This window comes from Microthrixaceae bacterium (assembly GCA_016702505.1).
GTDB lineage: Bacteria > Actinomycetota > Acidimicrobiia > Acidimicrobiales > Iamiaceae > Aquihabitans.
Map to the genome: position 1 here is coordinate 306,120 of JADJDU010000003.1, position 22,452 is coordinate 328,571.

Genomic DNA, 22,452 nt, shown 5'->3' on the forward strand with positions numbered 1-22,452 from the left:
CTGCGCCCGTTGGCGCTGTGGACAGGATCCCACCCTATCGCCGGGTCGGGCCCGATGCCGATGGGCCGGGGCCCAAAGGTCGCAGGTGGGTCAGTCCCCTTCAGCCACGTCAGGGACGTGGGCGAGTATTCGCCGGGCCAGCGAGGGGATGATGTAGATCAGGTTCTCGACTTGATGCCCGTCGCCGCCGTCGGAGTTCACCTTTGCTTCCATCACGAGGCAAGGAGCGAGATCTCGGATCTGAAAGGCACCGTTGATGTTCAGCGCCAGCCCGTAGACCTCACCCACGCTCGAGGCCGTGACCGCCGCTATGGAATCGCAGGAGAGCAACTCGCGGCGCGCCGATGCCCGACAGATGACGTCGAAGACCGTCCGCTCGTCATCGGTCAAGCTCAGGCGAGTCTCCACCACCGAATCGATCTCGTGGTCGGACATCCTCGTGGAGATGAGGTGTCGGATCATCTGCCGACTGAACTCCTCCGCGTGTTCCTCGGGGACCGGAATCAGAACGTCACCCACCGGTCAGGATCCCTTGGGGGCGGCCGAAGTCATGCTCCCATCCTATTAGGCACCTGAGCGATAGGTCCGGTAGTCGTCGCTACCAGGTTGATCAGACCGGGGGATCAGGGGCGGCGTTCGATCGCCAGTCGGGCGCAGTGGTCGAGCATCTCCAACGCCGGGTCCGGCATTCGTCCGAGGTGAATCGGGTCAGCCGTCAGCTCCCGGAATGGGGCGCCACGAAGCGTCTGGTACTGGGCGTCCATGTCGGCCCAGGTGAACCTTCGGGACGTAGCCGCACCGCCATGGATCTGGTGGAACGTGCCCTCGGCCAGGAGCTGGACCAGTGTCGTGTCATCCCGCTGGCAGGCCCGCAGGTAGAGGTCGTGGTTCACCAGCCCGCCTCCGGGTAGGTCGAAGGCTTCGTCATAACCCCCGAGGTCAGTCCACAGATCGCGACCCATGAAGAGCGAACTGCTTTCGCTCTTGGCGCCGAACCAACCCCGATGCGACGAGCCCGCCAGGGTGGAGCAACCGAACAGCCGATAACCGTCCTTCGTCCACTCCACCTGCTCCAACAACGCGTCCTCGACGGCCTGGTCATAGCCAGCTTCGGCCGCCTTCATGTGGGTGGTGGGTCCAAGGTGGTATGCGGGAGCGGTCACCACCGCACGGTCTGCCACTCGGTCACCGCGAATGGCCATTGCCAGCAACCCAGGAGATGCCAATCGAGCACCATCCATCACCACCCCGACCAGCGACCCGCGGGCCGCCTCGATACCGATGTTGGCGGCACGTGCCGGCGATGCCGGGGCCGGGTCGAGCCTGATCAACCTGGCATCGAGCACCGAGTCTGCGACGATCCGATCCAGCGGCTCGGGGGAGCCGTTGTCGACGACGACCACCTCGTAGTCGTCAGGATCGACCTCTCGTTGGTATCGGGGAGACAGGCTGTAGAGGGTCCGTGGCAGTTCGCGACCCATTCCGTAGGCCACCACCACGACGGTCAGGGCCGGGCGTCGTTCCTCGCCCCCGGCGCGAAGCGTCACCGATTCCGGACCTTCATCGCACCCGGCGGAGGTACCCGCCGGGGTTGAAGGAAAGGTGGTACTTCTCCATCTTGGGATCGGGGGCGAAGTTCCCGTTGCGAGCCAGGATCTGCTTCACGGCCTCAGCCGGGCCAGGACCGAACCCAGCCCACACGGGGTGACCGTTTACCACCGTGTCAGCGATCACAACGTAAGAACCGACTGGCACGAGCGGCGCGTACCGCTCGAACTCCTCAGATGTCGTGTGACGGTCCACCAGGGACCCGAGCACGACCAAAGCCGTCCCCCCGGCCACCCGTCGATGCACCTCCTCGGCCACATCTCGGTGATGCGGGCGACCGGTCAGGTGCTCGAGACGGGGGTGTGTCGGTCGACCATCGCCATCGGATGGGTCGACCGACAAGACCTGCCCGTGTCCGATCAGTTCGCAGATCGAGGCCAACAGGATCGAACGACCGCCGTCCTTGGACCCGGTCTCGATGATCCAATCGGGTCGCACCGTCGAGATGATCTCCTGATAGGCGACGAGGTCGGTGGGAGGCGTCCGGGTCGACTGACCCAACCAAGTCGTGTCCTCCCAAGGCATCGCGGCGTAAACCGACTCGATGAACGCCTTGCCCAACTCCTCGGGCATGGGCCGGGGAGCCATCGGAGGACCGTCCACCCCACCGGCTGCGGCAGCAGCGTTGAACATCTCGGCCGACATCCGTCGAGGCCTGGTACGTCGGGCGGGCTGAGAGCGGATCGCCCCTACGTAGTGAACCGGCTTGCCCGGTCCGTGGAAGGCCCTACCCCTGAGATCCGCGTACTGCTGGCTGTAGTCGAAGACCTTGGTCCGACGCTCGGCGGCATCGACTCGGTTGGTGGTGTCGCCCCCGTGCAACTGGTGGAACGATCCCTCACCCAAGATGGTGGCCACAGTGATGTCGGGACCGCCCGCCAAGCGCTCGTACAAGTCGAGGTTGGCGAAACCAGCACCCGGAAGGTCGAAGCTCTCGTCGAACCCTCCGACCTGCTCCAGCGTCTCTCGCGCCACGAACAGGCAGTTGCTCTCCCACAGCCCGTCCAGCCAGTCTCGGTCACCGATGAAGTGACTGATCTCGAACAGGCGGTAGCCGTTGGTGGGCCAGGCGATCTGCTCGAACAGCCGATCCTCGTATTCACGGTCGTAGCCGGCAGCCATGGCATCGCCCTGCTGACCGGGACCGACGTACCACTGTTGGGTGGCCACGATCGCCGGTGCATAGGTGGCGAGTCCAGCCAGTCCCCAGCGGAGGACTCCCGGAGTCACCACGTGGGCTCCATCGATCATCAGCGCGAAGTTGCGACCTCGTCCCGCACGGATTCCCGCGTTGAGAGCGTTGACCGGAGACGGATGGATCGAGTCGAGCGACAGCAGGCGGAACTCGGGGCCGAACTCGGACACCAGGTCGGCACTCAGGGCCTGGCCGGGCCCGGATCCGTTGTCGATCACCAACACCTCATAGGTGATGGCGTCCACGCCGTCTTGGTACGACCTCGACAACGAGTGGAGCGTCCGACGAGCCTCACGAGCCATGTTGTGGAAGACCACTACGACGGTCAGATCTACCTGGTCACCCGGCGCGGGAGGAGCCAACGGCGCGCGAGGTAGATCGGCCTGGGGGGCGATGTCCAGAGCGCTCTCGAATGGCTCACCCCCGACCTTGCGCCACACCATCAAGCCGTGATCCCGGTGATCACACGGGCCGGTAAGACCTCGGCGCGTCCGGAACTCCTCCACCGAACGGCGGGTCTCGGACTCCTCGCTGGCATCGACGACCACGAACCCACCCACCGGGATCCGGCGGTAGAGCGCATCGAGCACCAACCCGGCATCCGCCCCGGTGTCGTGCCCCAGCCTCAACATGGCGACCTGTTCGATGTCGGCATCGGCCAACGACGCCTCGAGCTCACCCGACAGGAACTTCACCCGAGCGTCGAGCAACCCGAAGCGGGTGAATCCATCTCGGATCAGGTTCAGATCGGCGCGGAAGTCGGCCACGCCCCGCTCGGTCCATCGGGCTGACTTGAGCCCTTCGGGAGCGGCTCGGAAGCGGTCCACCACCCACACCTTCTGGTCCTTCAGGTCGTAGGCGTCGAGCCAGGCCCGAAAGAAGATGCCAGCACCTCCGCGTCCTACCCCGACGTCGACCAGATCGCCGGGTACGGCCTCTGCCTTGACGGTCTCGAGGCGACCGTGAAGATCATCGAGGCGGGCTCGTCCCATGTCGGTGTAGGGCACGAAGGAACGTCCGCGACCATCGTCGGGGCCGGCAGGCCCGAGCCGCTCGCGGGCCAGGCGAGGCCAGACCTCGGGGTCTTGGCGCACCGGGTCCCGCAGTATCCGGGCGTCGGGGGCCCGCCCGGCTTCGATCCGGGCAGCGAGGTGCGCCAGTCGGGCTTCGTCTTCCAGGTAGTGCTCGTTCAGCAGCGCCGCCTTGACCGTGCCGAGGTAGCGGGCCACCAGCCGTAGCTCTCGGGCAAGGGCCGGGAAGTGAGCGTTGTGCTGGAACACCATGGCCTGGAGACGGAGACGTTCCCCCAACTCCAAGAGCAGATTGCGTCCTTCCACACCCTCGAGGCGGTCGAGCACCGAAGCCAGATCCGGCTGTCGGGCCAGCCGCTCCTCGGCCACCACGATGGCCAGCCCGAAGTAGACGGGCAACACCACCAGCCGCACTGGCTCGTCGTAGCCAGCTATCCAATCCTCCAACCCGGTCATGACACCGTTGCGGGGTCCGCCCTCGTGCGTGGCGTTGAAGTGATTCGGGTTGAGTCCCGATGCACCCTTTGCCAGCTCGTTGCGATCGAGGTGGACTCCCTTTTGGGCATACGGCTGACGGAACTCGGCTGGCACCGTGTCCGGCGAGTAGTAGAGGTCGCGACGGCCGTAGGGCCAGCCGACATCATGGAGGATCATGATGGGTAGCTCGGCCCCCAAAGACCGGTTCCGCTCCGCCAGGAGCCGACACTCGTTGTACACCGTGTACCAGTTGTGATCGCCGTCGATCAGCGCTGCATCCATGGCCGGCAGTTCACCGAGGACATCGACGCTCAGGGCTCGGTGGAACACGTACTGACCGGCGAACTCCCGTTCATGCTCGGCGGGATCAAACGCCGGCTTCGGGTCGATCACGTGTAGCTCGGTCTCAGGCCCGAGCGTCTCGATGATCTGGCGGGTGTTCTCTCCCCGGAGGGCACCGATCTCGACCAGGCGTTTGACTCCGCCCGCCTCTAGCACGGGAGCGATGACGTCGTTCCAGAAGGGGAACATCGGCGGGGCGCGATTCCTTGACCGGGTTTGGGACGGGCGGACCCTAGCGCGGCGGGGAACGGGCGGGGCCGACGGCCAAAGAGCCGCACGGGTCACAGCTCCGGCCATTACCGGAGCCTTTCTGGTCGGGCGTGGTATCGATTTGGGGTGAGCACCGTCACCTACTCCGACTCCGCCGCAGACGGGACCGGGAGCTACACGGCCGAGTCGGCGATGGCCACCTCCCCGTCGGCACGGACCGCTCGCTGGGCGGCGTGGACATTCGGTGTCTACGTGGCAGCCGCTTTCCCTCTCATCCTGTTCGGACTCGGTCGGTACTGGTGGTTCTTCCGTGACGACTGGTACTTCGTCGCCGAGCGTGACATCTCCGTCGACGGACTGATGCAGGATCACAACGGTCACTGGTCATCCGTGCCGGTCGCAGCCTTCCGGCTCGCCTACGTCGTCTTCGGAATCCGGTCGTACATGCCGTATCAGGCGATGGTGGTGGTGGCGCACCTGGCTGTAGCGGTCTGCATCCGGATGATCATGCGTCGGTACGATGTGAACCCGTGGCTGGCAACGGTGGCGGCAGGTGCGCTCGTGCTCTTCGGTTCGGGCCGCGAGGACATCATCTGGGCCTTCCAGATCGGCTTCACCGGTTCACTGGCCTTCACCCTTGCCCAATGGGTCATCGCCGACCGGCCGGGCCCGGTGCGCCGGAGCGACTACCTGGCTCCCGTGTTGGGCACGTTGGGGCTTGCGTCTAGCAGTCCGGCGCTGATGGTCATGGCTGGTCTGTCGGTCACCCTTTTGGTCCGACGAGGTTGGAAGCCCATGGTGATCAACGTGGGCCCGCCCGCCCTCGCCTACCTGGTGTGGTCGGCCTTGATCCACCCCGACAGGAGTAGCCCGTGGGGACGCCCCGGACTCGGCGAATACCAGGACTGGGTGACCACCGGCGTGCGGGGCGTGTTCGTCGAGCTCACCGGATTTTGGTGGGCCGGAGCGATCCTCGGTCTTGCCGTCGCCGTCGGGATCGCCATGGCGGTCCTGAGGCCCGGGACCGACAGCACCAGCTCCAGCGACCGCGGCGATGAGATACACGGCTCCTCCAGCCGCGTCGTCAGAACGGTGGCGTCGGCCCGCTTGCGGCTGACACCGATCATCGGACCGCTGGCCTTGTTCGGATCGACCATCCTCTTCATCCTGGTGGCCGCCCAGCGTGCCTGGCTGTTCGGGCCCGGTGCGGCCGTGGCCAGCCGCTATCTGTACGCGTACGTGGCCCTGTCCCTGCCGCTGATAGCGGCGTCGATCCAGTCGATCTCACGGTGGTGGCGACCAGCCGCCGTTGCGATTCCTGCGCTGCTGATCCTGGGGGTACCTCACAACATCGCGCAGTTCGAGGACACCGTTTTCAGCCCCGATCACCACGACCACCAGGGCAGGCTGATCCTCAACGTCCTGCGCCATCCGGCCGCGGCCAACGCACCAGATCGACTTCGTCCCGATCCCGACGTGTTCAACTCCCAGAGCCTGACCGTGGGCTTCCTCCGCAGAGCCGCAACCGAGGGCAAACTCCCGGAGGTGTCGGGACCCATCCCCGCCGACATCGATGCCGAGTTGACGGTTCGGTTGGGGCTCATGCAAGAACTCGGTGACTGGCGGGTGGTCCCTTGCCAGGCGACAACAGTGGCCCACCTCGAGCCGACGGTCGGCATGGTCTTCTTCCTGACCGAGCCAGTGCTGGTGACTCCCCGCTCGAGTTCGGGCCAGCGCTTTCCGGTGGAAGTCACCCCCGACGACGGGGCCATCGTGACCGTGGTCGCGCCAGGCCTCGATCTCGACCTCACCAGCCAGGCGAGACCTGGTTCCCCCGCTTCGATCTGTGTCGTCAACTAACAGGGCCGAACCATCCGGTTCGGTTAGAGCGCCGAGACCAACTCGAGCACCCGACGGACCTGGAGGTCCCAACTGAAGGAAACCTCCACCTCGGCTCGTCCAGACGAACCCAGCCGTGATCGCAGATCTGGGTCGTCTCGAAGACGGACCATCGCCGACCGGAGCTCACCCAGATCTACCGGGGAAACCAGGAGGGCCTGTTCCTCGTGGGTCAGGCGACTGGCGACCGTCGGGACATCTGGAGCTATCACTGCCAGACCTGACGCCAAGTACTCAGCCAGCTTGAGCGGCGAATAGTGGAACTCCCCGTGTTCGGGAGCCACGACCACGGCCGTGTCCATCGCCCCGAAGTAGCGGGGAAGATCGAAATGGGGAACGGTGCCGGTGAACACCGCCCGCACCCCGAGCGACCTGGCCCGCTCTTCGACCATCGGACGATCAGGTCCATCACCAACCATCAACAGACAGACCCCATCGAGACCTGCTGCGGCATCCACGAGCCGGGTCAAGGAGTGGAACGGCCGGAAGCTCCCCACCCAGCCCACGACGAACTCCGCACCAATTCCGAGCCGAGCCCGCACTGCTGCCGCTTCTTCCGCGGAGGCCGGCTCCTCGATCTCCACACCCGACGGGGTGATGAGGATCCGGTCCCGGTCGACGCCGATGCGGACCGCTTCCTCGGCGACCTCCTCCGAGCCACAGGCCAACACCGAGGCTCGGCGAAGGGTGGGAGCCTCGCCTAGACGCTCCACCAACCCCCCCCAACCCGGACGCGCCACACCCCACCGCTTGGCCTCCCACACGGCGACGGCCGGAGCAAAGACCACCGAGGGAACCCCCAATGCGTCAGCCAGGTCGACCCCTGCGGTGTGGAACAACTCGTGTCGCTGCCACACGAAGTCGACCTGATGTCCAGACCAGGGCCCGTCGGGGGTGACGGTGAAGCCCGATCCCCGGGCCACCTGCCGAAGATCCTTCGCCGCGGTCTTGACCATCGTCGGAACCCGCGATGCAACCGAAGGGGACGCAGATGGACTCAGGTGGGCGCCCGAGGCTCGCCGTCGCGCTTCATCGGCATCGAGCACCCCCTCAGGGGTGACCATCCACGACGGGCCCACCACCCTTTCGCAGGCCGCCAGCCACCCAGCCGAGCTCAACAGCGCGGCCACAGGACCCTGCTGACCGGCAGTAGTCGTCGGGAGAACCAGGACCGCACCCACGGGGCGGACCCTAATGGGACCTCCCGCAGCGCACGGCTGCCAACGTCCCCGTCCGAACAATCGGAACGACCACACCCCGTGGCGGCCTATCCCCTGGTGGGGTAGCGTTTGCGCCTCGGAGCCGGTAGCCGGCCGACCGCGTCCGCCAGAAGAAGCCCACCATGATCCGACGTAGCCAGGAAGGCCCGTGAACCAGGAACGTTCGCTTCCGCCGGCCGATCCGATCTCACCGGTACCGGAGCTGCCGAGCCTCGTCTACCGAGTGGCTCGGGGGGCAGACAACCTGAGCCTACGGTTCATGGACCTGGGCATCGTGGCCGCGGCTTGGGCCTTGGCCATCAGTGCCGCCTTCGACACCTCGGCCAAGGACATGACCCTGGCGCTGGCTTGGATCATGCCCCTGGCCGTCATCGTCCAACTGGTCGGCCACCGCCTTGCTGGTCTCTACGGGCCGGTGTGGCGCTATGCCTCGGTCGACGAAGCGGCTCGGGTGGTGGCTGGCGTCTTGGGCGGGTCGATCCTGGCCACGATCACCACCGTCATCGCGGCCACCACCACCCACACCCCGTTCCCATTCGTCACCGCTCCGCCTCTCGCCGCTTTTCTGAGCTTGCTCGGTTGTGGTGGCGTCCGCTTCCAGTCCCGCCTCTTCGCCCTGGAACGTCAACAGGCCCGTGACGCCTCCGGCCTCCGGTCTGTCATCGTCGGTGCTGGCACCGCTGGCGCGGCCCTGGCCTACGAGCTCACCCACACCGACGCCGGACGACCCACCAACGTGGTCGGCTTCATCGATGACGACCCCGAGCTCGTCGGCCGGTCGGTGCGAGGCTTCACCGTGCTGGGCACCACCGACGACCTGGAATCGATCTGTGTCAGCCACCGGATCGAAAGGGTTCTGATCGCCGAGGACGAGGACAATCGGCACCGGGTCAAGACGGTGGTGGACCAGGCCTTGCGTACCCACGCCCAGGTCAAGGTGCTGCCGTTGTCCACCGGGCGGGTGGACGGCCCCCTCGTGCGCAACCTGCGCGACCTGGATGTGACCGACCTGCTCGGGCGCGAGCACGCCCCCGTCGACTCCGACGACATCGACCACTATCTACGCGACGCCACCGTGCTGATCACCGGGGCCGGGGGGTCGATCGGCAGCGAGATCGCGCGCCAGGTGGCTCGGCACCGTCCCGCTCGGCTCCTGCTCCTCGATCGTGACGAGAGCCTCCTCCACGACGTGACCACCGGGCCTCTCGCTGACTCGGGGGTAGACATCGCTCCGGTACTGGCCGACATCTGCGATCAGGTGAGGGTCCAGGATCTGTTCGAGAACGAACGACCCGACGTGGTGTTCCACGCCGCCGCTCAAAAGCACGTGCCCATCTTGGAGAAATACCCGGTGGAAGCGGTGCGGACCAACGTGTTCGGCACCTGGAACCTGATCAGCACCGCAGCCGAGTACGGCACCGGTCGTTTCGTGCACATCTCCACCGACAAGGCCGCCGATCCCTGTTCGGTCATGGGAGCCACCAAGCGCGCCGCTGAGCAGATGGTGTTCGAGGTCGGTCGTCGCCACCAACTCCCGTTCGTGGCCGTTCGCTTCGGCAACGTATTGGGCAGCCGGGGCAGCGTGGTGCCCACGTTCCTGCGCCAGATCGTGGATGGCGGACCGGTCACGGTCACCAGCCCCGAGATGACCCGCTACTTCATGACCATCCCTGAGGCCGTGAGCCTGGTGCTCCAGTCCGGGGCGATGGCCGATCCGGGCCGCGTCTACCTGTTGGACATGGGCGAGCCCGTGTCCATCCTGGCTCTGGCCCGACAGCTGATTCGCCTCGCTGGCCTCCGGCCAGGAGAGGACGTGAGGATCTCCATCGTCGGCACCAGGCCCGGAGAGCGACTCCACGAACGTCTCCACGACGACGCCGAGAGCATCGAACCGTCAGATCACCCCTCGATATCTTCGTTGAACCCGAAGATCCCATGGCAGTGGGATGAACTGGTCGAGGCCCTCGCCTCCCTGCGCAAGTCCGTCGATGCCCGTGACGACGCCATGGTCAGACACCAGCTCGAGTCGATGCTCCGAAAGGGCGGCGTCGATTGCGTACTCGACCATGGTGAGACCACCATTCCCGTCGACCAGCACCCGGGCTCGCCCCGGGCGACGGCGATCGTCAGAGACCTGTCCGAGAAGCGGGCCGAACGCCAGGCTCCACCGGCATCCGATACCGGCACCGTCCGCTGACCACCGACCAACGCGTCACGCCCCTCCCCCCACAAAGGCGAAACAACAGATGAAGGGTCTCATCCTCGCTGGCGGCTCGGGCACCCGGCTCCGCCCCATCACCCACACCGGCGCCAAGCAACTGGTGCCGGTGGCCAACACTCCGATCCTGTTCTACGGGCTTCAGCACATGGCCGATGCCGGCATCGAAGAGGTCGGCATCATCGTGGGCGACACCGGTGACGAGATCCGGGCCGCGGTGGGAAACGGATCGCGCTGGGGTCTCGAGGTCACCTACCTGCCTCAAGACGCTCCGCTCGGGCTGGCCCACGCCGTGCTGATCGCCCGGGATTTCTTGGGTGACGACGAGTTCGTGATGTACCTCGGAGACAACCTCCTCCGTGACGGGATCACCAGCTTCGTAGACGAGTTCACCGCCCACCGGGCCGAAACCGGCCCCGACTCCTGTTCGGCCCAGATCCTTTTGGCCCACGTTCCCGATCCGCAGCGTTTCGGTGTGGCCGAGCTCGGCCCCGATGGCGAGGTCGTGGCCCTGGTCGAGAAGCCCGAGGTTCCACCGTCGGACCTTGCCCTGGTCGGCGTGTACCTCTTCGATCCCTCCATCCACGAAGCGGTCAGAGCGATCGAGCCTTCGGACCGCGGCGAGTTGGAGATCACCGACGCCATCCAGTGGCTGATCGACAACGGCCACCGCGTCCGCCATGAGGTGCTCGACGGGTGGTGGCTCGACACCGGCAAGCTCACCCCACTCCTGGAAGCCAACCGCTTGATCCTCGAGGTTCTGGAGCCTTCCAACCACGGCAAGGTCGACGAGCACTCTCAGCTCGACGGCCGGGTTCAGGTGGCCGAAGGGGCCGAGATCATCCGGTCGACCATTCGTGGTCCGGTGGCCATCGGAGCCAATACCCGGGTTGTCGACAGCTACATCGGCCCGTTCTCATCGGTAGACGCTGACTGCGAGATCATCCAGTCCGAGTTGGAGCACTCGATCGTCCTGGCCAACAGCCGCGTCGAAAACGTCCCGAGGGTGATCGACTCGCTGATCGGTCGCCACGCCGTGGTCCAACGCACCCATCAGCGACCGCGAGCAAACCGCTTCTTGGTGGGCGACCACTGCCAGATCGACATCGATTCCTGAAAGAGCGACCTTCATGGCCACCATCACCCCATCCGACGTCATCGACGGGGTCACCGTCGTACAACCTGACATCCACGGTGACGAACGCGGGATCTTCATAGAGACGTACCGCCGGAACTGGTTCCCCGGCGGTCGGGAGATGATCCAAGGCAACCGCGGCGACCGCCGGGCCGGAGCCATCGTCGGCCTCCACTACCACCTGCACCAGGCCGACTACTGGTACGTGCCCTTCGGGCAGGCCCGGGTCGTGCTCCACGACCTCCGCACCGGTTCCCCCACCGACGGAGCCACGCTCACCATCGACATAGGGTCGACGCCCGGCACTGCCGGGGTAGACCACGACCACCGGGGCATCTACATCCCGCCCGGAGTGGCCCACGGGTTCTCCGCGCTCACCGACATGACCATCACCTACCTGGTCGACGGCTACTACAACCCGGCCGACGAGTTGGGGGTGGCCTGGGATGACCCCGCCATCGGAGCCGACTGGGGAGTGACCGACCCGGTCGTGTCGGCCCGAGACCAGGCCAACCCCCGCCGCTCCGACCTGGAGCCCGCCCTGCAACCTCACCACCGGCTGCGCATGGCGTAACCCGCCCCCGGTTCCCCAGCGTCCACTAAGTTCCGCACCCCATGAGCATCCTCGTCACCGGCGGCGCCGGCTTCATCGGCTCCAACTTCGTCCGCTACTGGACCGACCACCACCCCGAGGACCACGTTGTCGCCCTCGATGCCCTCACCTACGCCGGGGTTCGGGAGAACGTCGACGGGATCGACGGGGTCACCTTCGCCCTCGCCGACATCGGTGACACCGACACCGTGGCCGGGTTGCTCGAGACCCACTCCGTGGATCGCATCGTTAACTTCGCTGCCGAGTCCCACAACAGCCTGGCCGTGGTTGATCCAGCTCGCTTCTTCCGTACCAACGTCTTGGGTACCCAGGGGTTGTGCGAAGCGGCCCGTCGAGTCGGTGTCACCCGGTTCCACCACGTCTCCACCTGTGAGGTGTACGGCGACCTCGACTTGGACACCGACGAGATGTTCACCGAGGAATCCCCCTACCGGCCCCGCACGCCGTACAACGCATCCAAGGCCGGGGGAGACCACGTCGTCAGGTCCTACTACGAGACCTGGGACCTGCCCATCACCATCACGAACTGCGCCAACAACTACGGGGCCTACCAGTTCCCCGAGAAGGTCATCCCCTTCTTCACCACCCTGGCCATCCAGGACCAGTCGCTCCCCATGTACGCGTCTACCCAGAACCGGCGCGAGTGGATCCATGCCTTGGACCACTGCCGGGCCATCGACCTGATCCTGGAGCGAGGCCGGATCGGCGAGACGTACCACGTCGGCACCGGAGTCGAGAAGAGCGTGGAAGAGATCGCCGACCTGATCCTGGCGCACCTCGACAAGCCTCAAAGCCTGAAGACCATCGTTCCGGACCGTCCCGGCCACGACCGCCGCTACGTCCTGGACTGGACCAAGATCCGCACCGAGCTGGGTTGGGAGCCCACCATCGGCTGGGACTCTGGCATCGCCGAGACCATCGACTGGTACGTCGCCAACCAAGCCTGGTGGGAGCCACTGCGCGACCGTGCACCGGTAGCCGAGGGAACAGCATGGTCCAAGTGACGTCGTCGCCGTGAGCATCCGACGAAAGGTCCTGATCACCGGCGCGGGCGGCCAGGTCGGCCAGGAGGCCACCGACCTGTTCGGGGCGGCCGACTGGGAGGTCGTCGCCTGTGACCGGGCCCGTCTCGACGTCACCAACCGAGACGAGGTACTCGATGCCGTGGCGACGGCCAAGCCCGAGGCGGTCTTGAACCTGGCCGCATGGAACGCCGTCGACCTGGCCGAATCCGAACCCGACGGCGCTTACGCGGCCAACACCATGGCGGTGCGCCACCTGGCAGAAGCCTGCCGTCGCCACAACGCCCGCCTCGCCCACGTATCCACTGACTACGTGTTCGACGGGACCAAGGACACCCCCTACGTCGAGTGGGATGACACCAACCCCCTATCGGTGTACGGGCGTTCCAAACGCGGCGGTGAGGTGGAGGCCGGGTCCGAGGCGCTGGTGGTCCGGACGTCGTGGGTGTGCGGGGCCCGTGGCTCCAACGCGGTCACCACCGTGCTCCGACTGGCCGCCGAGACGGACCAGACGCTGGCCTTCGTCACCGACCAGCGTGGCTGCCCCACTCTGGCCAAGGACCTGGCCGCCACCCTGCTCACGCTCGTCTCGGATCGGCACAACGGCATCTACCACGTGACCAACTCAGGGGCCGTGAGCTGGTACGAGTTCGTTCAACACATCCTGGAGGCCGCCGGCCACCCCGTGTCGAGGGTCCGTCCGATCACCACCGCCAAGTTGGATCCCGCTCGACCCGCTACCCGACCGGCCAACTCGGTGCTCGATCATGCCGCCCTGCGCCTAAGTGGCATAGCTCCGATGCGACACTTCTCCGAGCCGCTGGCCGAGATGATCGCTGAGCTTGCGACCGGGGCACGGTGGCGTTGCCCTGAGGCCAGCGGACCAACACTGCCAACGCGCCAGCCGGTGACGACCAGCTCCCCGCACACTCGACCGCCCCGGGTTCCCTACTCGTCTCGGGGCAGGACCAGGACGCCCCTGCTGACGGTCATGGCCGTGCTGACATCTTCGGTACTGGCCGCCTGCGGGCTGTTCGGTCGCGCCGACCCGACTGTCGGCCACAAACGCACTGCTCCCTCGCGGCCATCGGTGGTGGTACTCGACCACGGGAGTTCTCCCCGGACCCGGCTCCGTTACCGCCCGACCGCCGGCACCACCGGTGAGCTGGAGCTGCGGACCGACGTTCATCTAACCCAACGCCTCGAATTGCCCATTGACGCCGATGGGTCAGGATCAGGCACCGCATCCACGCCCGTCGTCGTCGACCCTCCCGCGACCATCCACCGGATTCGCTTCACGGTGACCTCGGCCGACGACCGAGGTCACGACCTCGACCTAGAGGTGATCGACGCCAGCATCGACCCCCAGGGAACCACCCTCACCGACGCCCAACTCGCCGCAGTGACCGCCGAGGTACGAAAGTCGATCGGTTGGCGCGGAACGGCACGGATAGACCCCCAGGGCGTAGCCACGTCGCTCGACCCCCTGTCCGCTCCGGCCGTCGCGGTCCAAGACGATGCGCCCAGCGGGTCACCTCGAACCGAGACCGACCTGAGCCACCAGCTCGCGACCCTGATCCCACCCCTCCCCACCCAACCGGTAGGTCGGGGCGCACGTTGGCGCGTCACCACCACCTCCCCCGTGGGCGGCACCAAGCTGCGACAGGTCGCCACCTACGAGATCACCTCGATCGACGGTGGCTCCGTGCTCTACCGGGCCACCATCCAACAAGACGCGGGTCAGCAGGTCTTGTCAGGCTCGGACCGGGCCACCACCCAAGGCGGGAGTGCCTCCGACAAGACCCAGGCTGGCCAGCTGATCGCCGCCCACCTGAGCGGGACCACCACGGGCCGCTTCGACCTCGACGGGTTGAGATCGGAAAGTGAGACCCATTTGACCGGATCCCAACTGGTCGATGTCTCCAGCGAACCGGCGCGACGAGTTCGTCAGGAGATGCACCTGACCTCCAGTAGCGGACCGGCACCAAGCTGACGCGACCCAAATGCCTCGGGACATGCGAACATGGTTCCCGTGAGCGGTCCGGACCCCTACGAGCATTCTGGCTCGACCGACGTCGACCTGACCGTACCGGCCAGACCTGCATTCGCCCGGATCGCCCGCTTGGCCGCCACCGGCCTTGCCGCCAGGAACGGCTTCTCCTACGACGACGTCGAAGATCTGCGGATCGGGATGGGAGAGGTGTGCAACCTGCTGCTCGACGGGTCCGGTCGAGACCTGGTCATCAGGTTCTCGCTCCAGCCCGAGCGCATCGACGTGAGGGCGACGCGAACCGGAACCGATCAAGCTTTGACCGTCACCGACCTGAACGTCCAGATACTCAGGTCGGTCCTCGATGATGTCGAGATCGACCCCTCTGGTGGTCTCGTCGTTGCTACGAAGCACCGGACTTCCTCCTAGTGAGCAGTCCCGGCGGGAACCACCCACCCTCGTTGGACGAGTTCGTAGCCTTCCGAGCCGCCGAGGACGACGGCGAGCGACGGACGTTGCGCAACGACCTCGTCGAGAAGCACATGGCCCTGTCCGTTCACCTAGCCCGACGCTTCGTGAACAAGGGAATACCCGAGGACGACCTGATTCAGGTGGCAGCCGTGGGCTTGGTCAACGCGGTGGAGCGCTTCGACCCTCACCTCGGGTTCGAGTTCACCACCTTTGCCACCCCGACCATCCTCGGTGAACTCAAGCGCCACTTCCGCGACCGTGGATGGGCAGTGCGGGTGCCCCGCCGCCTCCAGGAGCTCAACCTCCGGATCACATCGGTGGCCAGTGAGCTGACGCCCCAACTCGGGCGATCACCGACCATCACCGAATTGGCGGCCGCTACCGGCGCCACCGAGGAGGAGGTGCTGGAGGCACTCGATGCTTCGCGCGCCTACCGCTACCGACCCACTGGCGTCTCAGCCGACGACGACGACGGTCCGGAGCTGGAATTGGGAGAGCACGACCTCGAGCTCCTTCGATCCGACGGGCGGCTGGAAGTCGAACGGATCCTGGAGCGCCTCCCGCGTCGCGAGCAGTTGATCCTCCGGCTCCGGTTCTACGAGGAGATGACCCAGCAAGAGATCGCGTCCCGCCTCGGCGTCTCCCAGATGCAGATCTCTCGCCTGCTGGCCCGGGTGTTGGAGCAGCTCAGGTCCGACCTGGTCGAGGACTGAGCCTGATGCCCCGACGTGTCCTTCAGGCGGTCACATTCCGGTCGAGCCGAATCCGCCCATACCCCGCTCGGATTCGTCGAGCGCTTCCACCAGGCAGAAATCCACGTGCTCGACGCGTTGGATCACGAGCTGAGCGATTCGATCTCCCCGCTTGATCTGGAACGGCTCAGTGGGGTCGTGGTTCACGAGCAGCACCTTGATCTCATCGCGGTAGCCGCTGTCGATCAGACCCGGGGAGTTCAGGCACGTCACGCCATTACGCAGGGCCAGGCCGCTGCGGGGCTGGATGAACCCGGCCGTGCCCGTCGGGAGAGCCAGGGCGATTCCTGTCGCCACCAACACCCGCCCACCGCCGGGGGCGAGAACCGAGTCGTGCCGGGCACACAGGTCGGCCCCGGCGTCGCCGATCCGAGCGTAGGAAGGTAGATCCAGGTCAGGGTCGAGTCGGCGGACGGGGACGCTCAGCATGCTCCGAATCTAGGCAACCGGCCTGGGTGTCCGTCCGCTCCGAATAGGTCTCGTGTCCTGAGCGGTAGCCTCGGCTGATGCTCGTTTGGATGGATCTCGAGATGACCGGCCTGGACCCCGATCAGCACGTCATCGTGGAGATCGCCACCCTCATCACCGACGATGATCTGGTCATCGTGGCCGAGGGACCCGACCTCGTCGTCCACCAACCCGCCGAGCAACTTCAGGGCATGGAGCCGGTGGTTGTCGAGATGCACACCTCGTCTGGGCTACTGACCGCCATCGGTGAGTCGACCATGACCCTCGAGGATGCCGGCGCCCAGACATTGGACTTCATCCGCCAATGGGTACCCGAGCCTCGCACCGTTCCGCTGTGCGGAAACTCGATAGGAACCGACCGGCGCTTCTTGAGTCGACACCTCCCCGAGATCGAGAACTACCTGCACTACCGGTCGGTTGACGTGTCGACGCTCAAGGAACTGGCCCGACGGTGGTACCCCGAGGTGGTTTCGGCCGCGCCCCGCAAAGCCGTGGCCCACCGGGCCCTCGACGACATCCGCGAGAGCATCGAGGAGCTCCGCTACTACCGCCAGAAGCTGTTCATCCCCGGCCAAGCTCCCATCAAGTAGAAGGTTCAGCGGATAGGTCCGGTCGTCGGCGCTGCGAGGTTGATCAGCCCGAGGCTTTGCCTCGGCTTGACCATGCCGTGGCTACGGGTCGCTGCTACATACGGCGTCTGGCTCCCTGGACCAACACTCGTTGATAGAGCCCGACAGGTAGGCGCGAGATGACGTCGATGACCTTGGCGTCGGGGCCGATCAGGGCTCGGCGCCGGTTTCGCTCGACCGCCTTGAGGATCTGCTGGGCCGCCTTGTCGGGTGTGGTCCGAGCGATCCGATCGAACTCCGCTCCGATCCCTCCAGGACCGGCCCGATCGGCGAGCTCGGGATCGACACGGGCGCGGCGGGCGATGTTGGTTCGTACGCCGCCCGGGTGGATGGTGGTACACGACACTCCGCAGTCGGCGACCTCAAGTTCCATCCGGAGGGCGTCGGTGAAGCCTCTCACCCCGAACTTGGCCGCGTTGTACGCCGACTGGGTCGGGATGCTGATGAGCCCGAACACGCTGGAAATGTTGATCACATGACCATCGCCGGCGGCCTTGAGGTGGGGCAGGAAGGCTTGGGTACCGTGAACTACGCCCCAGAAGTTGACCCCCATCAGCCATTCGAGGTCCGCGATCGCCATGGATTCGATGGGCGCTCCCAAGGCCACCCCGGCGTTGTTGAACACCAGGTTGACCCGACCATGATCCTCGACCACCTTGTCGGCCCATGCGAAGACGGCGTCCCTATCGGCCACGTCGATCTGGCTCGATGACACCTTGACGCCGCGCCCTTCACAGGCGGCGACTGTCTCGGCCAAACCGGTGGTGTCCACATCTGAGAGCGCCAGGTGGGTACCTCGGCGAGCCAGTTCGATGGCCAAGGCTCGGCCGATACCCGAACCAGCGCCGGTGATGGCGGCGACCCTGCCGCTGAATCTGTCGTTCCCCATCACTTGGCCACCAGTTCCTTGGTCTCGTTCGACCGGGTCTCGTTCGACTGGGTCTCATTCGATCGGGTTTCGGAGTCGAGCTTCGTACCGCTGCCGCCATCAGGCCTGCGAGGGTTCGAGAACTCCAGATCCTGGTCTATCGCTCCCCGCTTGATCAGCTTGAGGTCACGCCAGTAGTTCTGGTGCACCAACCAGGGCTCACGCGACCCTTGTTTGGGCAGGTACGCGCTGGCCCGTTCGACATAGCCGGAGTCGAGACCGAGCAACGGTCGCTGTTCTTGTTCACCGCCCTGGTTTCGGGGAGTGCACTGGCGTAGACCGCGGTCGCGCATGTGGTTGAGCAGGCGGGTCACGTGTTGGCAGGTGAGCTCGGCCTTCATGGTCCACGACGCGTTCGTGTAGCCCACGGCCACTCCCACGTTGGGGACACCTTCGAGCATCATCCCCTTGTACACCAGTCGTTCGCCGGGGACCACGGGTTCACCGTCCACCACCAGCTCCATGCCACCCATGAACAACAGGTCGAGGCCGGTGGCGCTGACCACCACGTCGGCCTGGAGCTCGTTCCCGGAGCGGAGGCGGATGCCGGTCTCGGTGAAGGTGTCTATGTGGTCGGTGACCACCGAGGCCTTCCCGGCCCGGATTGCCTTGAACATGTCACCGTCTGGCACCGCGCACAGCCGTTGGTCCCACGGGTTGTAGGTGGGGTTGAAGTGGGTGTCGACGTCATAGCCCTTGGGCAACATGGCCTCGACCCGCTTCCTCAGCACCTTGCGCACCAGATCGGGGCGTGCCTTGCTGAGGAAGTACGAACCCTGGGTGAACGTGGTCAAGGAGGTCCGGATGATCGGCGATGAGACCCGGTCGGGGAGGATGGCCCGCAGCACGCGAGCCAGCGGGTTGCGCAGCGGCAGGGATGCCACGTACCCGGGTGTGCGCTGAAGCATGGTGACGTGGGCGGCCTTGTCGGTCATGGCCGGGAGCAGGGTGACGGCGGTGGCTCCGCTGCCGATGATTACGACCTTCTTGTCGGTGTAGTCGAGGTCTTCTGGCCAATGCTGGGGGTGGATGAAGGTGCCCTGGTAATCGTCGCGCCCGGCGAAATCGGGCTGATGACCGTGGTCGTATCGGTAGTAACCGGTGCAGGACATGAGGAAGGAGCAGGTGAGGGTGACGGCGTCTCCCTCGGACCGTTCCAGGGTCACCGTCCAGACGGCATCGGTGGTCGACCATTCGGCTTTGACGACGCGGTGGCGGAAGCGGATCTTCTCGTCGATTCCCTCGGCCACGGCGGTGGCCTTCAGGTAGCGGAGTATGTCGCCACCATCGGCGATGGTCTTCTCACCGTCCCACGGTCGAAACGAGTACCCGAGGGTGTACATGTCAGAGTCGGAACGCACGCCGGGGTAACGGAACAGGTCCCAAGTTCCGCCCATCGATTCTCGGGCTTCCACCACGGCGTATGACGCCCACGGGCAGTTGGCCTGGATGTAGTGGGCGGCGGCGATGCCCGAGATCCCGGCTCCGACGATCAGGACGTCGACGTGTTCCGCGGCCTCGGGGGTGGTCACGTTGGATCCGTTGGACGCCGTTTCCACCGTGTTGGTTCGTGTACTCATGCCGAAGCCTTGAGCAGGTTGCCGTTGAGCTCTCCCTCAGTCCCGAAGAACCGGTTGCGCCACTCTTCCTCCAAGGCGGTGGTGTCGCGATCGTTGGGATGGAAACCAGGTCGGTCGTATTCGCAGAGTCGGCGCCACGTCTCCTTGCTGACAACCGGCGATCGACCGAACTCCTTGAGATGGCGGCGGAGGCTGCCCTGACGGCGGGCGTCGCGGTCCAAGACGATCCCGATGATCACCATGAAGGCCAAGGAGATGGCCAGACCGGAGCGGATGAACTTCATGGTCCAGACCCGCATCCGCTCAGAACCCCCAACGGCCCGGTAGACGTCGAAGGCCACGGCCTTGTGCTCGGACTCCTCGAGAGCGTGCCAGACGAACAGGTGCCGGGCGCCGTCATGGCCGAACATGTTGCGGGCATCTTCATCAGCGAGAAGCAGCTCGGCGAGCGTGGCCGTGAAATGTTCGAGGGCCGCGGTGGCGGCCAGGTTGGCCTTGGCTGGAGCGAAGCGGGTTCGAGCTTCCAACGCCCGCTTGGTCATCCGTTCGGAGAAACGGGTGTTGTAGCCCAGTTCGTCCAATCGCTGGTTGAAGTAGCGGTGCTCCCGCCCGTGAACCGATTCCTGACCGATGAAGCCAGCCACCTGCCGCTTCAGATCGGGGTCGGTGATCCGGTCACGGAAGTGGCGCACGGACCGGACGAAGTAGTCCTCGCCGTCGGGAAACAGAGACGACAGCGATGCCGCGAAGTGGCTGGAGACCGGGTTGCCGTTGGCGGCGAAGAACTTGGGCAGGTCAGCGAGGGACTCTTCGAAGGAGACCCGTCGGGTGTGGATGACGCGGTCCGGGTCGCTCGACTGGTTGGAACCGGTTGCGGCGCGCCCCCGGCTCTGCGCTTGAACAGCTTCGGGCAGGTCGGTAACTGACATCGGCAAGTTCCCCTGGCTCGGCCGGTCGACGACGTCCGTCGATCCGGACCGCCCACCACTCAGGTGGGCTGGCGCCGTCATCCTAGAAGAAAATGAGTGATTTACTCAAGTACTCATTTTTGCTACATTCGTCACATGTCCCAGATCACCGAGACCCCGACCGGCGCACTCCACGCGCCGGATGGTTACGACGCCTCGGCCAACTCAAAAGGGGCCCGAACTCGCCAAGCCATCCTCGATGCCGCCATCGTCCGGTTCGGCCGGGAAGGCTTCCGATCCACCTCGGTGACAGACATAACCCGAGATGCCGGCGTAGGCGGGACGGTCGCCTACACCTACTTCCCCAACAAGGAAGCACTGTTCTTCGCCGCCATAGACGAAGACGCGGCCCACCTGATCCGAATCGGCCTCGATTTCCTCGAAGCGCACCAGGAATCAGACTGGCGTCAGAACCTGCTCTTCTTCGTCGCTGCCGCCGTCAACGACCACCCACTGGCCCGCCGGTTGCTGGCCGGCCTCGAACCAGAGGTCACCAGTCGTGTGCTCGAGCTCCCCGCCCTAACCGACCTCCGAGCCGCATGCACGGACAAACTGCGAGCCGACCAGGTCAGCGGACGAGTCCGCCCCGACATCGACCCAGTCGTGGTCGGCAACGGGTTGGTGACCATCCTTTTGTCCCTGCTGATGTCGATAGTCCAGCTCGGCGGCACGTCGGTCTCGACCTACGCCGACTCCGTCGATGCCGTGCTGCGCGCCGCACTCGACCCACCTACGCCAGCCCCCTGACCACAGGCATCTGGGGCCGCGCCCGCTGCCTACGGAAAATCATTTGACGACCGTGCCGCCGTCGTGATCCCATGCATGTCCGACGCCACCGCGGCGTCAACTCGACCCGACCACCCCGAGCACCGGAGCCTCCGATGGCAACAACGCTGACCGAAACCCAGAGCCTCATGGCATCTGGTCTCGGCGCGTTCACCGGCGAGTGGTCGGTCGAGGCCGTACCCACCTTCGGGTACAAGACCAAGACCGCGTATGAGACCGCAGCCCCGGCGTCCGCGTGGTCCGCGATCGTGCGCAAGCACCGCAATGCCATTTCCGGCAGGCCTCAGGAGGGTTCGAGCTAGGCACACCGCCCAGAACGAACCGAGAACTCCGAGAGGCCGCCGGGACATCCCGGCGGCCTCTCGGCGTTACGGGCCATTGACCAACACCCGACACCCCACAAACTCCAAGAGCACCCCATGAAGACCCGCCACCACCGGGACATACCCACCAACCCCATCCACCGAAGACACCACTGACTCCCACCCACACGAGAAAGACGGGAAAACCGATGCTGACCGCACCGGACACCACCAACCTGACCGACGAGATCGAGGATCGCTCCTGGTGGGCCGAGGCCTCCTGTGCCACTGGAGGAGCCGGCCTGAGCGCCCTCTTCTTCTCCGACGAGCTCCAAGACATCGCGGCCGCCAAGCGGATCTGCTCGGAATGCCCGGTCCTGGCCACCTGCTTGGAAGGGGCGATGACCCGACGCGAACCGTGGGGGGTCTGGGGCGGTCAGCTGTTCCTCAACGGCCACATCCTCACGGCCAAGCGTCGGCGGGGCCGGCCACCCAAGGTGGCTCGCCCCGAGGATCACTTCCCTGAGGTCCCCATCCCCGAACACCTCCGCTCGGCCTGATCCACATCCCCGCCCCGGGGTCTGGTGACTGTGAGAGCGACAGCACCC

Annotated in this window: 20 protein-coding genes; 12 read left to right on the plus strand and 8 right to left on the minus strand. The window is 65.8% G+C overall.

The window, feature by feature from the left end; genetic code table 11:
• Positions 1-90: 90 nt before the first annotated feature.
• From IPG97_04500 to IPG97_04510, 3 genes are all read right to left on the minus strand, one after another.
• Positions 91-519, minus strand: a complete 429-nt coding sequence (locus IPG97_04500) for a hypothetical protein (GenBank protein MBK6855823.1) — start codon at positions 517-519, stop codon at positions 91-93.
• Positions 520-623: 104 nt separating this feature from the next.
• The gene (locus IPG97_04505) at positions 624-1,547 is read right to left on the minus strand and encodes a glycosyltransferase family 2 protein (GenBank protein MBK6855824.1); all 924 of its coding nucleotides are present in this window, start codon (positions 1,545-1,547) and stop codon (positions 624-626) included.
• 13 nt (positions 1,548-1,560) lie between these two features.
• Complete coding sequence (locus IPG97_04510; protein ID MBK6855825.1) at positions 1,561-4,842, minus strand: class I SAM-dependent methyltransferase; 3,282 nt, start codon at positions 4,840-4,842, stop codon at positions 1,561-1,563.
• A 147-nt stretch (positions 4,843-4,989) separates the two neighbouring features.
• On the opposite strand from IPG97_04510, the gene IPG97_04515 reads away from it, so the two are divergent.
• Positions 4,990-6,723, plus strand: a complete 1,734-nt coding sequence (locus IPG97_04515) for a hypothetical protein (GenBank protein ID MBK6855826.1) — start codon at positions 4,990-4,992, stop codon at positions 6,721-6,723.
• Between the two features lie 23 nt (positions 6,724-6,746).
• On the opposite strand, the gene IPG97_04520 is transcribed toward IPG97_04515, so the two are convergent.
• A complete protein-coding gene (locus tag IPG97_04520; protein ID MBK6855827.1) occupies positions 6,747-7,943 on the minus strand; it encodes a glycosyltransferase in 1,197 nt (398 codons plus the stop codon).
• A gap of 298 nt (positions 7,944-8,241) precedes the next feature.
• Between IPG97_04520 and IPG97_04525 the strand changes: the two genes are divergently transcribed.
• From IPG97_04525 to IPG97_04555, 7 genes are read left to right on the plus strand one after another with little or no spacing between them, the layout of a single operon-like run.
• On the plus strand, positions 8,242-10,179 hold the full coding sequence (locus tag IPG97_04525) for a polysaccharide biosynthesis protein (protein ID MBK6855828.1): 1,938 nt from the start codon (positions 8,242-8,244) through the stop codon (positions 10,177-10,179).
• 49 nt (positions 10,180-10,228) lie between these two features.
• Complete coding sequence (locus IPG97_04530) at positions 10,229-11,317, plus strand: glucose-1-phosphate thymidylyltransferase (GenBank protein MBK6855829.1); 1,089 nt, start codon at positions 10,229-10,231, stop codon at positions 11,315-11,317.
• A 13-nt stretch (positions 11,318-11,330) separates the two neighbouring features.
• On the plus strand, positions 11,331-11,909 hold the full coding sequence (locus IPG97_04535; GenBank protein MBK6855830.1) for a dTDP-4-dehydrorhamnose 3,5-epimerase family protein: 579 nt from the start codon (positions 11,331-11,333) through the stop codon (positions 11,907-11,909).
• A gap of 41 nt (positions 11,910-11,950) precedes the next feature.
• Positions 11,951-12,952 (plus strand): dTDP-glucose 4,6-dehydratase, encoded by a 1,002-nt coding sequence (gene rfbB / locus IPG97_04540; GenBank protein ID MBK6855831.1) that lies wholly within the window; start codon positions 11,951-11,953, stop codon positions 12,950-12,952.
• Between the two features lie 16 nt (positions 12,953-12,968).
• Positions 12,969-14,963, plus strand: a complete 1,995-nt coding sequence (gene rfbD, locus IPG97_04545; protein ID MBK6855832.1) for a dTDP-4-dehydrorhamnose reductase — start codon at positions 12,969-12,971, stop codon at positions 14,961-14,963.
• 39 nt (positions 14,964-15,002) lie between these two features.
• The gene (locus IPG97_04550; GenBank protein MBK6855833.1) at positions 15,003-15,389 is read left to right on the plus strand and encodes a hypothetical protein; all 387 of its coding nucleotides are present in this window, start codon (positions 15,003-15,005) and stop codon (positions 15,387-15,389) included.
• 32 nt (positions 15,390-15,421) lie between these two features.
• Entirely contained in the window at positions 15,422-16,144 is a 723-nt protein-coding gene (locus tag IPG97_04555) for a SigB/SigF/SigG family RNA polymerase sigma factor (protein ID MBK6855834.1), read from the plus strand.
• Positions 16,145-16,174: 30 nt separating this feature from the next.
• On the opposite strand, the gene dut is transcribed toward IPG97_04555, so the two are convergent.
• Positions 16,175-16,612: a dUTP diphosphatase gene (dut, locus tag IPG97_04560; protein ID MBK6855835.1), complete on the minus strand. Its 438-nt coding sequence runs from the start codon at positions 16,610-16,612 to the stop codon at positions 16,175-16,177.
• 77 nt (positions 16,613-16,689) lie between these two features.
• Between dut and orn the strand changes: the two genes are divergently transcribed.
• Entirely contained in the window at positions 16,690-17,241 is a 552-nt protein-coding gene (gene orn / locus IPG97_04565; GenBank protein ID MBK6855836.1) for an oligoribonuclease, read from the plus strand.
• 94 nt (positions 17,242-17,335) lie between these two features.
• On the opposite strand, the gene IPG97_04570 is transcribed toward orn, so the two are convergent.
• From IPG97_04570 to IPG97_04580, 3 genes are read right to left on the minus strand one after another with little or no spacing between them, the layout of a single operon-like run.
• Positions 17,336-18,169 (minus strand): SDR family NAD(P)-dependent oxidoreductase, encoded by an 834-nt coding sequence (locus IPG97_04570; GenBank protein ID MBK6855837.1) that lies wholly within the window; start codon positions 18,167-18,169, stop codon positions 17,336-17,338.
• Positions 18,169-19,788, minus strand: coding sequence for an NAD(P)/FAD-dependent oxidoreductase (locus tag IPG97_04575; protein MBK6855838.1), 1,620 nt, complete (start codon positions 19,786-19,788; stop codon positions 18,169-18,171). The genes IPG97_04570 and IPG97_04575 overlap by 1 nt, the downstream gene beginning before the upstream one ends.
• On the minus strand, positions 19,785-20,624 hold the full coding sequence (locus IPG97_04580; protein ID MBK6855839.1) for a metal-dependent hydrolase: 840 nt from the start codon (positions 20,622-20,624) through the stop codon (positions 19,785-19,787). The genes IPG97_04575 and IPG97_04580 overlap by 4 nt, the downstream gene beginning before the upstream one ends.
• Positions 20,625-20,852: 228 nt before the next feature.
• On the opposite strand from IPG97_04580, the gene IPG97_04585 reads away from it, so the two are divergent.
• From IPG97_04585 to IPG97_04595, 3 genes are all read left to right on the plus strand, one after another.
• Positions 20,853-21,503 (plus strand): TetR/AcrR family transcriptional regulator, encoded by a 651-nt coding sequence (locus IPG97_04585; GenBank protein ID MBK6855840.1) that lies wholly within the window; start codon positions 20,853-20,855, stop codon positions 21,501-21,503.
• A 134-nt stretch (positions 21,504-21,637) separates the two neighbouring features.
• The gene (locus tag IPG97_04590) at positions 21,638-21,844 is read left to right on the plus strand and encodes a hypothetical protein (GenBank protein MBK6855841.1); all 207 of its coding nucleotides are present in this window, start codon (positions 21,638-21,640) and stop codon (positions 21,842-21,844) included.
• Between the two features lie 209 nt (positions 21,845-22,053).
• On the plus strand, positions 22,054-22,404 hold the full coding sequence (locus IPG97_04595; GenBank protein MBK6855842.1) for a WhiB family transcriptional regulator: 351 nt from the start codon (positions 22,054-22,056) through the stop codon (positions 22,402-22,404).
• The last annotated feature ends 48 nt before the right edge of the window (positions 22,405-22,452 follow it).

Bases quoted from the DNA above. Each gene is read 5' to 3' on its own strand.
- IPG97_04510 (MBK6855825.1), bottom strand. From the start codon at position 4,842: ATGTTCCCCTTCTGGAACGACGTCATCGCTCCCGTGCTAGAGGCGGGC.
- IPG97_04525 (MBK6855828.1), top strand. From the start codon at position 8,242: ATGGACCTGGGCATCGTGGCCGCGGCTTGGGCCTTGGCCATCAGTGCC.
- IPG97_04530 (MBK6855829.1), top strand. From the start codon at position 10,229: ATGAAGGGTCTCATCCTCGCTGGCGGCTCGGGCACCCGGCTCCGCCCC.
- IPG97_04535 (MBK6855830.1), top strand. From the start codon at position 11,331: ATGGCCACCATCACCCCATCCGACGTCATCGACGGGGTCACCGTCGTA.
- rfbB (MBK6855831.1), top strand. From the start codon at position 11,951: ATGAGCATCCTCGTCACCGGCGGCGCCGGCTTCATCGGCTCCAACTTC.
- dut (MBK6855835.1), bottom strand. From the start codon at position 16,612: ATGCTGAGCGTCCCCGTCCGCCGACTCGACCCTGACCTGGATCTACCT.
- orn (MBK6855836.1), top strand. From the start codon at position 16,690: ATGCTCGTTTGGATGGATCTCGAGATGACCGGCCTGGACCCCGATCAG.
- IPG97_04570 (MBK6855837.1), bottom strand. From the start codon at position 18,169: ATGGGGAACGACAGATTCAGCGGCAGGGTCGCCGCCATCACCGGCGCT.
- IPG97_04575 (MBK6855838.1), bottom strand. From the start codon at position 19,788: ATGAGTACACGAACCAACACGGTGGAAACGGCGTCCAACGGATCCAAC.
- IPG97_04585 (MBK6855840.1), top strand. From the start codon at position 20,853: ATGTCCCAGATCACCGAGACCCCGACCGGCGCACTCCACGCGCCGGAT.
- IPG97_04590 (MBK6855841.1), top strand. From the start codon at position 21,638: ATGGCAACAACGCTGACCGAAACCCAGAGCCTCATGGCATCTGGTCTC.
- IPG97_04595 (MBK6855842.1), top strand. From the start codon at position 22,054: ATGCTGACCGCACCGGACACCACCAACCTGACCGACGAGATCGAGGAT.